A 12,861-nucleotide genomic window follows, 5' to 3' on the forward strand; every position below is an offset into this window, starting at 1 on the left:
TGTTCTCTGGAATGGGAAAGCCGTACGGCGCGCTAGACTGGAAAGTCAGTGAACAACTGTAACTACAACCGTTCACCGAGATGTCGCGAGAGCGGTCTTCCGTTCTCTCGGAGGGGCTCGAAGGGGGGTCTTCCGCATCATGCTGTTCCTCGTCGCCGCCCTGCTGCTGCTCGGCATGCTGCTGGGCACCGTCGCCCACGCGCCGCTGGGCTTCGACGTCGTCGCCGGCGCCGTCATCGCCGTCTGGCTCGCCGTCTTCGCGCTCCGCGAGCGCCTCGGCCGCCGCCGCGGCCCGTCCACCCGCTGACCACCGTCCCTGACACCGTCCCTGGCACGTCCGACCGTCGGGAGCTGACCACCATGCACCTCACCGCACCGGCCACCCGCCGGACCGGCATCCGCGACACCGACGGCATGGCCGTCGCGTCCTTCGTCCTGGGCCTGCTCGGCCTCCTCGTCCTCAACGTCTTCCTCGGCCCCGTCGCCATCGTCCTGGCCGCCGTCGCGCTCTGCCGTGGCACCGGGCGCCCCGGCCGCGCCCTGCTCGGCCTCACCCTCGGCGTCGCCGACCTGGTCGTCCTGGTCGCCTTCATGCAGGCGGACCAGTCGATCTCCTGGAGCTTCTGACTCCTGGAGCTTCTGACTCCCGGGGCTTCCGAAGCCTCCGGGCGGGGGAAAGCCGCGTGAGAAGCGCCGGTGGAGCGGGCGTGACCGCCGGGCGAGGCGGTCCAAGGGGTGCGGGGGCGGTGGGGACGCCCCGGCCCGGCGCGGGCAAGGCGCGCACGCGGCCGCGGTAAGGCGCGCACGTGGCCGCGGTAAGGCGCATACGCGGCCGACGTCGGCTACAGCAGGCCCGTAGAATCGGCCTCACCATGGCATACCTCGACCACGCCGCGACCACCCCGATGCTCCCGGAGGCGGCAGAGGCGCTGACCGCCCAGCTGGGGGTCACCGGCAACGCCTCCTCCCTGCACGCATCGGGCCGCCGGGCCCGCCGCACGGTCGAGGAAGCCCGTGAATCCCTCGCGGAGGCGCTCGGCGCCCGCCCCAGCGAGGTCGTCTTCACCTCCGGCGGCACCGAGGCCGACAACCTCGCCGTCAAGGGCCTGTACTGGGCCCGCCGCGACGCCGACCCGGCCCGCACCCGCATCCTGACCAGCCCCGTGGAGCACCACGCCGTCCTGGACGCCGTCCACTGGCTGGGCGAGCACGAGGGCGCCACCGTCGAATACCTCCCCGTCGACACCTACGGCCGCGTCCACCCCGAGGCGCTGCGCGAGGCGATCGCCCGCCGGCCCGACGACGTCGCCCTGGCCACCGTGATGTGGGCCAACAACGAGATCGGCACCATCCTGCCGATCCGTGAACTCGCCGACGTGGCGGCCGAGTTCGGCGTCCCGCTGCACTCCGACGCGGTGCAGGCGTTCGGCCAGGTCCCGGTCGACTTCGCCGCCTCCGGCCTCGCCGCCATGACGATCTCCGGTCACAAGATCGGCGGCCCCTACGGCATCGGCGCCCTGGTCCTGGGCCGCGAGCACACCCCCGTGCCGGTGCTGCACGGCGGCGGCCAGGAGCGGCACGTGCGCTCCGGCACCCTCGACGTCCCCGCCGTCGCCTCCTTCGCCGTCGCGGGCCGCCTGGCCGCCGAGCGGCGGGAGTGGTTCGCCCGCGAGATCGGCGCCCTGCGCGACGAGCTGATCGCCGCGGTGCGGGCGGCGGTGCCGGAGGCGATCCTGGGCGGCGACCCGTCCCCCCAGGGCCGTCTTCCGGCCAACGCGCACTTCACCTTCCCCGGCTGTGAGGGCGACTCCCTGCTGCTCCTGCTCGACGCGCAGGGCATCGAGTGCTCCACGGGCTCCGCCTGCACCGCCGGCGTGGCCCAGCCCAGCCATGTCCTCCTGGCCACCGGCACCGACCCCGACCTGGCCCGCGGCACCCTGCGCTTCTCCCTCGGCCACACCTCCACCCGGGCCGACGTCGAGGCCCTGGCCAAGGCCATCGGCCCGGCGGTGGAACGGGCGCGCGCGGCCGGACTGACGTAGGAACCGGCCGGTCGGGCGCGCGTCGTCGTGGCCGTCGCCGCCTGTGCCGGCCGGGCGCACGTCGCCGCCGGTGCAGGTCAGGTGCGCGCCGCCGCCCGTGCCGGTCAGGTGCGCGTCGCCGTCGCCGCCCGTGCCCGCCGCACCAGGCGCAGGTACCGCTCCCAGTCCCAGTGGGGCCCCGGGTCGGTGTGGTCGGTGCCCGGCACCTCCACGTGGCCGATGATGTGCCGCCGGTCCACGGGGATGCCGTAGCGCGCGCATATCGCGGCCGTGAGCCGCGCCGACGCCTCGTACATCGCGTCGGTGAAGGAGGAGGCGCGCTCCACGAACCCGACGTGCTCGATGCCGATGCTGCGTTCGTTGTACGCGCGGTTGCCCGCGTGGAAGGCGACGTCCAGCTCGCGGATCATCTGCGTGATCCCGCCGTCGGCCCGCACGATGTAGTGGGCGGCGGCCCGGTGCCCGGGGTCCTGGAAGACCTTGACGGCACTGGCGTAGCCGCCCTGGGTGACGTGGACGACGACCATGTCCACCGGATAGTCGGCCGGGCGGTCCGCACGCCGGTAGTTGGCGGGGGAGGCCGCCACCCAGCGCGCGCCCCGGAAGTCGACCGCGCCCGGCGTCCGCGGCTTGTCCACGCCCGGCGTCCGCCACCACAGCCGCGTCAGCTCGTCCCGGGCCAGCACGCCCGCCCCGGCCACGGCCACCGTCCCGCCCACGAGCAGCGCCCGCCGCCCCGGCAGCCGCCGGGACGCACCCCGCGTACCGCCGGCACCGTCCGTGCCGCGCCTCTCGCCGGCACCGTCCGTGCCGCCGTCCCCGTCACCCGTGCCACCCGTGATCGCTCCCACGTGCCGTGTCGCCCCCATGCCCGGCCAACGGACATCCGGCCGCCCGGGTTCCCGCCGCCCCGTACCCTGGAAGGGTTATGACTGACACCCCGCAGCGCTCCCGCCCCCTCCGCGTCCTCGCCGCCATGTCGGGCGGGGTCGACTCCGCCGTCGCCGCCGCGCGCGCCGCGGAGGCCGGCCACGACGTCACCGGCGTCCACCTCGCGCTCTCCGCGAACCCGCAGTCGTTCCGCACCGGCGCGCGGGGGTGCTGCACCATCGAGGACTCCCGCGACGCCCGCCGCGCCGCGGACGTCATCGGCATCCCCTTCTACGTGTGGGACCTCGCCGACCGCTTCCGCGAGGACGTCGTCGAAGACTTCATCGCCGAGTACCGGGCCGGCCGCACCCCCAACCCGTGCCTGCGCTGCAACGAGAAGATCAAGTTCGCGGCGCTGCTGGACAAGGCGCTCGCGCTGGGCTTCGACGCCGTGTGCACCGGCCACTACGCGCGCATCGTGACGCGCCCCGACGGCACCCGCGAGCTGCACCGCGCCGCCGACCTGGCCAAGGACCAGTCGTACGTCCTCGGTGTGCTGGACGACAGGCAGCTCGCGCACGCGATGTTCCCGCTCGGCGACACCCCCACCACCAAGGAGGAGATCCGCGCGGAGGCGGAGCGCCGCGGTCTCGCCGTCGCCAAGAAGCCCGACTCGCACGACATCTGCTTCATCGCCGACGGCGACACCCGGGGCTTCCTGGCGAAGCGGCTCGGCCGGGCCGAGGGCGACATCGTCGACGAGGCCGGCAACCGGCTCGGCACGCACGAGGGCGCGTACGGCTTCACCATCGGCCAGCGCAAGGGCCTGCGCATCGGCACCCCCGCCCCCGACGGCAAGCCCCGCTACGTCCTGGACATCTCCCCGGTCACCAACACGGTGACCGTCGGCCCCGCCTCCGCGCTGGACGTCGTCGCCCTCACCGGCATCCGCCCCCGCTGGTGCGGCCCTGCCCCCACCGGCCCGGGCACCTACACCGCCCAGCTGCGCGCCCACGGCGACGAGACGGAGGTGACCGCGGAGCTCGTCGACGGCGAGCTGCGCGTGACCTTCGCCGAGCCGGTCCGCGGCGTCGCCCCCGGCCAGGCAGTCGTGCTGTACGACGGCACGCGCGTGGTGGGCTCGGCGACGATCGCGTCCACCACGCGCGCGACGGCGGCGGTGTAGCCCGCGGCACTTACTGAGCCACTTACTGCGCGAAGAACTCCGCCAGCACCGGAGCCAGCACGTCCGGTTCCACCATGTGGCTCTGGCCCGCCAGGACCCGGTACGTCCCCTCGGGCACCCCGTCGGCGACCGCGCGGGCGGCCGCGCGCAGCGGGCCGGGGCTCGCGCCGCCCGCGAGGGACAGCACCGGCACGCGGATCGCGGCCAGCACGTGCGCGGGCACCCTGCCGTCGCCCAGCACGGCGTCGTCGTACGCCAGGCTCGGCGCGACGGTCTCCAGGCCGGCCCACATGGGGGACTGGCGGGCGTTGCGGATCATCTCCGGTGCCAGGCCGGTCAGCCGCAGGAACAGCTCCACCGCGTCCCCGCGCCGGCCCCGACCGAGCGCCGCGGTGAGGTCGCGGGTGTACTGCTCGCGTTCCCGTACGGCGCGGTCGTCCATGGCGAACGGCGGCTCGTACACGGCCACCCGCCGCAGGGGCAGTCCGCCCGCCGCGGCCCGCAGCACCAGCGCGCCGCCCGACGAGATGCCGTACAGCGCGGCCTCGCCGCCCACCGCGCCGATCACCGCGGCCAGGTCCTCCACCTCGCGCTCGACCGCGTACGGCGGGATGTCGCCGCTCGCGCCGCGGCCCCGGCGGTCGTACAGGACCACGGTGAAGCGGTCCGCGAGCCGCGCGGCCAGGGGGGCGAGCGTGGCGCCCGTGGACAGCGCACCGCTCACCAGGACCACCACGGGCCCCTGGCCGGTCACCCGGTAGGCGAGGGAGGTGCCGTCGTGGGAAGTCGTCTCCTTGTCCATGCCGAAGCAGACTGCCCTACGGCGCGGACCTCGTCGGTCACGACACGTCGGCCTCGTAGAAGCAGAGGTGGTCCTTGATCTCCGCGACGCCCGGTTTCGGGTCCGGGTAGGCCCACACCAGGTCGGGCGCGTCCGGCAGCGACCAGTACGTCGCCGTGCCCTTGAAGGGGCAGTGGGTGCGGGTCTCGGAGGGGGTGAGCAGGTCCAGGCGGACGTCCTCGGCGGGGATGTAGTACCGCACCGGGCAGCCCGTCTCGCGCAGCACCAGGGGACGGTCGGTCTCCGCGAGCACCTGGCCGCCGTGCACCACACGCACGTGCTGATCGCCCTTTTCGACGGTGATCCTGTGTCCTTCGGTCATACCGGGACAGCGCCGGGCGGCTTCCGGTTGTTCCCGTCGCGCGGACCCGGATGTTCCCGCCGCACGGCCCCGGGCGTCCTCGTTGCACGGTTCCGGACATCCCCGCCGTACGGTGGTCCCCATGCGTATCTGCGTCTTCCTCTCCGCCGCCGGCCTCGACGACCTCCCACCCGTCACCCGGCCACCACCCCTCAACGACGGCGCAAGCGCCGGCCCCTCCTACGCGCCCCGCCCGGGAGTTCGCCGAACCGCTCGGCAGGGGCGGCCACACCCTGGTGTGGGGCGGGCTCCGACGCGGGGCTGATGAAGGTCGTCGCCGACGGGGTCGAGGAGGCGGGCGGGCAGTTGTGCGGGGTGTCGGTGGAGTTCCTGGCGCACAAGGTCCGCCCGGGGGTGGACGAGATGGTGATCGCCAAGGATCTCGCCATGGGGGTGCCCCCACGCCGTTCAGGCAGTGGGGGAGGAAGAAGCCGCTGCTGGAGAAGGCCGACGCCGTGGTGATCATGGTCGGCGGGACGGGCACGCTGGACGAGGCCACCGAGATCCTGGAGCTGAAGAAGCACGGCCACACCGGCAAACCCGTCGTGCTGCTCAGCAGCGCCGGCTTCTACGACGGTCTCAAGGAGCAGTTCCGGCGCATGGAGGACGAGGACTTCCTGCCCCGGCCGCCGGCCGACCTGATGTTCTTCGCGGAGGAACCGGCGGACGCGCCGGCCTACCTGGAGGAGAACCAGGGCGTGGGGTGAGCGCCGGGCGGCACCGGGCGGGCGCAGGGTGAGGATCTGGCGGCCGCCGGGTGGTGCGACCATGGCGGGCATGGCTACACATGTGATCACCGGTGCGGGTTCCGGCATCGGCGCGGCCGTGGCCCGCCGCCTCCACGAGCGCGGGGACGACCTGGTGCTGCACGCGCGCGACGCGGCGCGCGCGAAGGAGCTGGCGGCCGCCTTCCCCGGGGCGCGCACCCTGGTCGGCGACCTGGCGGACCCGGACCGGCTCTCCTGGGCGTTCTCCCACCAGGCGCTCCCCGAACGCGTGGACGGCCTGCTCCACATCGCCGGGGTCGTCGACCTCGGCCCGGTGGGCGAGTTGAGCACCAAAACCTGGCACCACCAGCTCAACGTCAACCTCGTCGCCCCCGCCGAGCTGACCCGTCTCTTCCTGCCCCAGCTGCGTGCCGCACGCGGCCACGTCCTCTTCGTCAACTCCGGCGCCGGCCTCAGCGCCCACGCCCAGTGGGCGGCGTACGCCGCCTCCAAGCACGGCCTCAAGGCCCTCGCCGACGCGCTGCGCCAGGAGGAGCACCCCCATGGCGTCCGCGTCACCTCGATCTACCCCGGCCGCACCGCCAGCCCCATGCAGGCCAAGGTCCACCAGCAGGAGGGCAAGCCCTACGATCCCGCCCGGTGGATCGACCCCGAGTCCGTCGCCACCACCGTCCTCATGGCCCTCGACCTGCCCCGGGACGCGGAGGTCCACGACCTGACGGTCCGGCCGGGGTGCTGACCGGGCGGGACTCCGACCAGCCGGGGTGCTGACCGGGTGGGGCGTTGACCGGGCGGGACTCTGACCAGCCGGGGTGCTGACCGGGTGGGGCGTTGACCGGGCGGGACTCTGACCAGCCGGGGTGCTGACCGGGCGGGGCCGCAGCCGGCTCCACCGGCCGCCGCCCCGACTCCGCCGACCCCGCCGGTCCCGCAACCGGCGCGCCGGCGCAGGCTTAGGCTTCCGGGGTGAGCGAAAACAGCGAGTTCAGCTTCGGTGCCGCCACCGGCGTCGGCTCCCTGCCCGGCGACGACGTCCGGGAGGCCGTCAAGACCGTCACCGGCACCTTCGAGGACTTCCCGTTCCTGCCCGAGCTGCCCGCGCGGGGACCCGGCGCCGACATGATCGGCCGGACCGCGGGGATGCTCGTCGAGCTGTACGCGCGCGTGGAGCCCAGCGGCTGGCGCGTCGGTGACCGGCCCGGTCGGGACAGCCGGCGGGCCCGGTCCTGGCTGGGCGAGGACCTGGACGCGCTGGAGGAGTTCACGCAGGAGTACGAGGGGCCCCTGAAGGTGCAGGCGGTCGGGCCGTGGACGCTCGCCGCCCACCTGGAGCTGAAGAACGGCGAGGCGTTCCTCTCCGACGCCGGCGCCTGCCGGGACCTGGCCGCCTCCCTCGCCGAGGGGCTGCGCCTGCACCTGGCGGAGGTGCGACGGCGCGTCCCCGGCGCCCGGCTGGTGCTCCAGCTCGACGAGCCGTCGCTGACCGCGGTGCTGGAGGGGCGCGTGAAGACCGCCAGCGGCTACCGCACCCACCGCGCCGTGGACCGGCAGGTCGTCGAGGCGACGCTGCGCGACGTCGTGGGCGCGCACGGCGCCGGGCCGGTCGTGGTGCACTCCTGCGCCCCCGGCGTCCCGTTCGCGCTGCTGCGCCGGGCCGGTGCCGCCGCCGTCTCCTTCGACGCTTCGCTGCTCACCGAGCGTGACGACGAGGCGATCGGGGAAGCCGTGGAAGGGGGCACCCGGCTGTTCACCGGTGTCGTGCCGGGCACGGACACCGCGTTGTCAGACCCTGCCGGTAGCGTCATGGGTGTCAGAACGCTGTGGCGCAGGCTGGGGCTGCGACCCGGGCTTCTTCCGGACGCGGTCACCGTCACCCCGGCGTGCGGGCTCGCGGGGGCCACCCCGCAGTACGCGCGCCGGGCGCTGGCCCACTGCGTCCGGGCGGCGAGGTCCCTCGCGGACAACCCAGAGTAACGGGAGGACAACACGGTGGCCGGCGACAAGCAGGCGGAGACGACGGCGGTGCCCGCCGAGGCGCGCGAGCGGCACGCGCGGCTCGCCGAGGAGATCGAGGAGCACCGCTTCCGGTACTACGTGAAGGACGCTCCCGTCATCAGCGACGCCGAGTTCGACCAGCTGCTGCGCTCCCTGCAGGACTTGGAGGAGCAGTACCCGCAGCTGCGCACCCCCGACTCGCCCACCCAGAAGGTCGCGGGGTCCTACGAGACGGAGTTCACGGCCGTCCGGCACAGACAGCGCATGCTGTCCCTGGACAACACCTTCAACGACGACGAACTCGCCGCCTGGGCCGATCGCGTCGCCAGGGAACTCGGCGACCAGGAGTACCACTTCCTGTGCGAGCTGAAGGTGGACGGCCTCGCCGTCAACCTCACCTACGAGCGCGGCCGCCTGGTGCGCGCCGCCACCCGCGGCGACGGCCGCACCGGCGAGGACATCACGCCCAACGTGCGCACCATCGCGGAGATCCCCGAGCGCCTGCACGGCGACCGGGTCCCGGACCTCGTCGAGATCCGCGGCGAGGTCTACTTCCCGATGGAGAAGTTCGAGGAGCTCAACGCCCGCCTGGTCGCGGCCGGCGAGAAGCCCTTCGCCAACCCGCGCAACGCGGCGGCCGGTTCGCTGCGCCAGAAGGATCCCCGCGTCACCGCCTCCCGCCCGTTGCACATGGTGGTCCACGGCATCGGCGCCCTGGAGGGCTTCGACGGCCTCACCCGCCTGTCCCAGGCCTACGACCTGCTGAGGACGTGGGGCCTGCCCACCTCCCCGCACAACCGCGTGGTCGACGACCTCGACGGCGTACGGAAGTTCATCGCCCACTACGGCGAGCACCGCCACTCCGTGGAGCACGAGATCGACGGCGTGGTCGTCAAGCTCGACGAGATCCCCCTGCAGGGACGGCTGGGCTCCACCTCGCGCGCGCCGCGCTGGGCGATCGCGTACAAGTACGCGCCGGAGGAGGTCAACACCAAGCTCGTCGACATCCGCGTCGGTGTCGGCCGCACCGGCCGGGTCACGCCGTACGCCCAGGTGGAACCGGTCACCGTGGCCGGCTCGGAGGTCGAGTTCGCCACGCTGCACAACCAGGACGTCGTCAAGGCCAAGGGCATCCTCATCGGCGACACGGTGGTGCTGCGCAAGGCCGGTGACGTCATCCCGGAGATCCTCGGCCCGGTCGTCGACCTGCGCGACGGCAGCGAGCGGGAGTTCGTGATGCCGTCGGAGTGCCCCGAGTGCGGCACGCCGCTCAGGCCGATGAAGGAGGGCGACGTCGACCTGCGCTGCCCCAACGCGCGCGGCTGCCCCGCCCAGTTGCGCGAGCGCCTGTTCTACCTCGCGGGCCGCAAGGCGCTGGACATCGAGCACTTCGGGTACGTCGCCGCGACCGCCCTCACCCGGCCGCTGGAGCCCGAGCAGCCGCCGCTGAAGGACGAGGGCGACCTGTTCGACCTCACCGTCGAGCAGTTGCTGCCCATCAAGGCGTACGTGCTGGACCAGGACAGCGGCCTGCCCAAGCGGGACCCGAAGACGGGCGAGGAGAAGGTCGTCACGGTCTTCGCCAACCAGGAGGGCAAGCCCAAGAAGAACGCGCTGGCGATGCTGGAGAACATCCAGGCCGCCAAGCAGCGCCCGCTCGCCCGCATCCTCACCGCCCTGTCGATCCGTCACGTCGGCCCGGTCGCGGCCGAGGCGCTGGCCCGTGCCTTCCGGTCCATCGACCGCATCGAACAGGCATCCGAGGAGGAGCTGAAGAACACCGAAGGCGTCGGTCCGATCGTGGCCGCGGCGGTCAAGGAGTGGTTCGCCGAGGAGTGGCACCAGGAGATCCTGCGCAAGTGGCGGGCGGCCGGCGTCCGGATGGAGGACGAGGGCCCCGCGGACGAGGGGCCGCTCCCGCTGGAGGGGCTCACGGTCGTCGTCACCGGCACCCTGGAGCGCTTCACGCGCGACGGCGCCAAGGAGGCGCTGCAGAGCCGGGGCGCCAAGGTGACCGGTTCGGTGTCGAAGAAGACCTCGTTCGTCGTTGTGGGTGACAACCCCGGGTCGAAATACGACAAGGCGGTCCAGCTCAAGGTTCCGGTCCTGGACGAGGACGGGTTCGGCGTCCTGCTGGAACAAGGGCCGCAGGCCGCCGCCGAAGTCGCCGTTCCGACCGGGGAGTAGCGGTTGAAGGCCACCCGATCGGCGCATATCAGATGCATACGGGTGGCTCGGGCGCATTCGGGCAACCGCTTGCGACCGCTGCCCGTGCGAGCCGTCCGCGGCCTACTGTTGAGGGGTGCGCCTGCCGTGCCCAGCTGCGGTTGGGGCATCCCCGTGCCGCCGAGGAGCACGGGGACGGGTTCTTCGACGCGGAGCCGCTGATGGTTGTCGGGCAACGGGCCGCGTGGCGTGGGCACCGCCGGCCGTGAGAGGGACGGGAATGGAACCGACCGAGAGCGCCGCCCCGGACGCCCGGCTGCGCCCGCGCCGCCGCACGGGCGCGGGACGGGGCAGCCGGTGGACGGTGCGCCCCGCGCAGCGCCCGGACGCCCGGGGACGCACCGCCGCGCAGCACCCCGTGACGGAGCGCCACGCCCCCGCGCGGGTCACCGCCGGACACACCGCGCCCCCGCCCGCCGCGGTGCCCGCGCCGCCCACCGCGGCGGCCGGACTGCCGGACGCGGAGCACGGGCGGCACCCGTCCCGGCCGGCGCTGCCCGCGGCCGTCGTCGCCGCGGCCGGCCTCGCGCTGGGCGCGGGCTTCTACCGGGCCGTCACCGGCGACCACGCCCTCTTCCCGTCCGGCGCCACCGGCTGGTCGCTGGCCGTGCTGACCGGCGTGATCGTCGGCCACCTCGTCATGCTCGGCCGCTCCCGCTGGTGGGGCGGCACCGGCTCGGGCGCCGCCCTCACCCTGGCCGTGCTGCTGCTGTACGGCTGGCTGCCCGCCGGCCTGGTCAGCCTCACCGTCGTCGTCCTGGTCGGCATCGCCCGCCGCCACCGCTGGCGCCAGGGCGTGCTGCACGGCGCGGTGGACGTCCTCGGCATCGGTGCCGGCGCGCTGGTGCTGGCCGCCGTGGAGCGCGTACCGACCGTCGAGCGGCCCTGGGACCCGCACACCTGGAGCCCGTACACCGCGCCCGAGGTGGCCCTCGTCGCCGTCGCCTACCTGGCGGTGACCCGTGCCCTGCAGTGGTACCTGCACACCCCGCGCCCCGGCGGCCTGCCCACCGTGGCCCGCACTGCCCTGGTCAGGCACGGCCTGGTCGCCATCGCGCTGCTCGGCATCGCGCCGCTGGTGTGCGTGGTGGCGGTGGCCGAGCCGGTCCTGCTGCCGCTGTTCGCCATCCCGCTGATCGCCCTCGACTCCACCCTGTGGATCGCCCGCGCCCGGGCCGAGGAGCAGTTGCGCGACCCGCTCACCGGCCTGCCCAACCGGCAGTGGCTGCTGGAGCGCATCTGGACCGCCCTGGACGACGCCGAGCGCATCGGCGCCCGTGCCGCGCTCGTGCTGATCGACCTCGACCGCTTCCGGTCCGTCAACGACACCCTCGGGCACCTGGCCGGCGACCGGCTGCTGCTGCAGGTCGCCGACCGGCTGCGGGCGGCGCTGCCGCGCGGCGCGGAGACCGCGCGGCTGGGCGGCGACGAGTTCGCGGTGTTACTGCCGGTCGCCGATTCCACCACGTCCGCCACCCGCATCGCCCGCTCCCTGGTGTCCGCGCTGGGCTCCCCCCTGAACCTCGACGGCCTCACCCTCGTCCTGGAGGCCAGCGCCGGCGTCGCCGTCTTCCCCGACCACGCCCTGGACGCCGAGGGGCTGCTGCGCCGCGCGGACGTGGCGATGTACCAGGCCAAGCGGGACCGCACCGGCGTGGAGGTGTACGAGTCCAAGCGGGACTCCAACACCCCCGACCGGCTCGGCCTGCTGGGCGACCTGCGCCGGGCGCTGGACGCGCACGAGGTGCAGCTGCACTACCAGCCCAAGGTCCGCTTCGACGGCCAGGTCGCCGGCCTGGAGGCGCTGGTGCGCTGGGTGCACCCGGAGCGCGGGAAGGTGCCGCCGGACGAGTTCATAGCGATCGCCGAGTCCTCCGGGCTGATGCCGCACCTGACCGAGTACGTCCTGGAGACGGCGCTCGCCCAGGTCGCCGCGTGGCGCGCGCAGGGGCTGCAGGTCCCTGTCGCCGTCAACGTCTCCCCGCGCGACGTGCACACCCCCGGCTTCGCCGGCTCCGTCGCCGCCCGCCTGGCCCGGCACGGCGTCCCGGCCGGCGCGCTCCAGCTCGAGATCACCGAGCACGTCCTGCTGGAGGACCCGCAGCGCGCCGCCGACACCCTGCACGCCCTCACCGGCCACGGCGTGAAGATGTCCCTCGACGACTTCGGCACCGGCTACTCCTCGCTGGTGCACCTGCGCCGGCTCCCGGTGAGCGAGCTGAAGATCGACCGCTCCTTCGTGGCCCGCCTTGCCGTCGACACCGAGGACGCCGAGATCGTGCGCTGCACGGTCGACCTCGCCCACTCCCTCGGCCTGCTCGTGGTCGCCGAGGGCGTCGAGGACGACGAGACCTGGGAGCGCCTGCGCGACCTGGGCTGCGACGCCGTCCAGGGCTGGCTCGTGGCCGCCGCCATGCCCGCCGACGAGACCACCGCCTGGCTGCGCGCCCGCGGCTCGCGCGGCTGGCAGCGCCCGGCGGCGGCCCTGCCGGCGGCCACGACGTCGGACGACCCGGGCCGGGTCGGATAGCGCACGGGCGTCCGTCCGCCCCGCCGTCCGCCCGCCGCCGTCGAAACTGCTCGCCGACCGCGGCGCCCGCGCAGGAGCGTTT

11 protein-coding genes and 1 pseudogene are annotated in these 12,861 nt (G+C 74.2%); 9 read left to right on the plus strand and 3 right to left on the minus strand.

Going from position 1 to position 12,861, the window contains the following annotated elements; all coding sequences use genetic code 11:
• The first annotated feature begins 139 nt into the window (after positions 1 to 139).
• The 3 genes from IE225_RS06775 to IE225_RS06785 all read left to right on the plus strand — a co-directional run bounded on the left by IE225_RS06775 (position 140) and on the right by IE225_RS06785 (position 2,042).
• On the plus strand, positions 140 to 307 hold the full coding sequence (locus tag IE225_RS06775) for a hypothetical protein (RefSeq protein ID WP_190056413.1): 168 nt from the start codon (positions 140 to 142) through the stop codon (positions 305 to 307).
• Positions 308 to 360: 53 nt separating this feature from the next.
• Positions 361 to 627, plus strand: a complete 267-nt coding sequence (locus IE225_RS06780; RefSeq protein WP_190056414.1) for a DUF4190 domain-containing protein — start codon at positions 361 to 363, stop codon at positions 625 to 627.
• Positions 628 to 872: 245 nt separating this feature from the next.
• A complete protein-coding gene (locus IE225_RS06785) occupies positions 873 to 2,042 on the plus strand; it encodes a cysteine desulfurase family protein (protein ID WP_190056415.1) in 1,170 nt (389 codons plus the stop codon).
• 104 nt (positions 2,043 to 2,146) lie between these two features.
• Here the strand turns inward: IE225_RS06785 and IE225_RS06790 are convergent, their stop codons facing one another.
• On the minus strand, positions 2,147 to 2,911 hold the full coding sequence (locus IE225_RS06790; protein ID WP_190056416.1) for an N-acetylmuramoyl-L-alanine amidase: 765 nt from the start codon (positions 2,909 to 2,911) through the stop codon (positions 2,147 to 2,149).
• A 59-nt stretch (positions 2,912 to 2,970) separates the two neighbouring features.
• Here IE225_RS06790 and mnmA point away from each other — a divergent pair, with 59 nt between their 5' ends.
• Entirely contained in the window at positions 2,971 to 4,098 is a 1,128-nt protein-coding gene (gene mnmA / locus IE225_RS06795) for a tRNA 2-thiouridine(34) synthase MnmA (protein ID WP_190056417.1), read from the plus strand.
• Positions 4,099 to 4,120: 22 nt separating this feature from the next.
• On the opposite strand, the gene IE225_RS06800 is transcribed toward mnmA, so the two are convergent.
• On the minus strand, positions 4,121 to 4,900 hold the full coding sequence (locus IE225_RS06800; RefSeq protein ID WP_190056418.1) for an alpha/beta fold hydrolase: 780 nt from the start codon (positions 4,898 to 4,900) through the stop codon (positions 4,121 to 4,123).
• Positions 4,901 to 4,937: 37 nt separating this feature from the next.
• Positions 4,938 to 5,261 carry a DUF427 domain-containing protein gene (locus IE225_RS06805; RefSeq protein ID WP_190056419.1) on the minus strand — a complete coding sequence of 108 codons (324 nt, stop codon included), beginning with the start codon at positions 5,259 to 5,261 and terminating at the stop codon, positions 4,938 to 4,940.
• Positions 5,262 to 5,382: 121 nt separating this feature from the next.
• Here IE225_RS06805 and IE225_RS06810 point away from each other — a divergent pair.
• From IE225_RS06810 to IE225_RS06830, 5 genes and pseudogenes are all read left to right on the plus strand, one after another.
• Positions 5,383 to 6,007: pseudogene (locus IE225_RS06810) on the plus strand (LOG family protein).
• Between the two features lie 61 nt (positions 6,008 to 6,068).
• Positions 6,069 to 6,767, plus strand: a complete 699-nt coding sequence (locus IE225_RS06815) for an SDR family oxidoreductase (protein WP_190056420.1) — start codon at positions 6,069 to 6,071, stop codon at positions 6,765 to 6,767.
• 227 nt (positions 6,768 to 6,994) lie between these two features.
• Positions 6,995 to 8,002, plus strand: coding sequence for a methionine synthase (locus tag IE225_RS06820; RefSeq protein ID WP_190056421.1), 1,008 nt, complete (start codon positions 6,995 to 6,997; stop codon positions 8,000 to 8,002).
• Positions 8,003 to 8,017: 15 nt separating this feature from the next.
• Positions 8,018 to 10,210, plus strand: a complete 2,193-nt coding sequence (ligA, locus tag IE225_RS06825; protein WP_190056422.1) for an NAD-dependent DNA ligase LigA — start codon at positions 8,018 to 8,020, stop codon at positions 10,208 to 10,210.
• 259 nt (positions 10,211 to 10,469) lie between these two features.
• A complete protein-coding gene (locus IE225_RS06830; protein ID WP_190056423.1) occupies positions 10,470 to 12,779 on the plus strand; it encodes a putative bifunctional diguanylate cyclase/phosphodiesterase in 2,310 nt (769 codons plus the stop codon).
• The last annotated feature ends 82 nt before the right edge of the window (positions 12,780 to 12,861 follow it).

It is taken from the genome of Streptomyces echinoruber (assembly GCF_014651135.1).
Lineage (GTDB): Bacteria > Actinomycetota > Actinomycetes > Streptomycetales > Streptomycetaceae > Streptomyces > Streptomyces echinoruber.

Bases quoted from the DNA above. Each gene is read 5' to 3' on its own strand.
- IE225_RS06775 (WP_190056413.1), top strand. From the start codon at position 140: ATGCTGTTCCTCGTCGCCGCCCTGCTGCTGCTCGGCATGCTGCTGGGC.
- IE225_RS06780 (WP_190056414.1), top strand. From the start codon at position 361: ATGCACCTCACCGCACCGGCCACCCGCCGGACCGGCATCCGCGACACC.
- IE225_RS06785 (WP_190056415.1), top strand. From the start codon at position 873: ATGGCATACCTCGACCACGCCGCGACCACCCCGATGCTCCCGGAGGCG.
- IE225_RS06790 (WP_190056416.1), bottom strand. From the start codon at position 2,911: ATGGGGGCGACACGGCACGTGGGAGCGATCACGGGTGGCACGGGTGAC.
- mnmA (WP_190056417.1), top strand. From the start codon at position 2,971: ATGACTGACACCCCGCAGCGCTCCCGCCCCCTCCGCGTCCTCGCCGCC.
- IE225_RS06800 (WP_190056418.1), bottom strand. From the start codon at position 4,900: ATGGACAAGGAGACGACTTCCCACGACGGCACCTCCCTCGCCTACCGG.
- IE225_RS06805 (WP_190056419.1), bottom strand. From the start codon at position 5,261: ATGACCGAAGGACACAGGATCACCGTCGAAAAGGGCGATCAGCACGTG.
- IE225_RS06815 (WP_190056420.1), top strand. From the start codon at position 6,069: ATGGCGGGCATGGCTACACATGTGATCACCGGTGCGGGTTCCGGCATC.
- IE225_RS06830 (WP_190056423.1), top strand. From the start codon at position 10,470: ATGGAACCGACCGAGAGCGCCGCCCCGGACGCCCGGCTGCGCCCGCGC.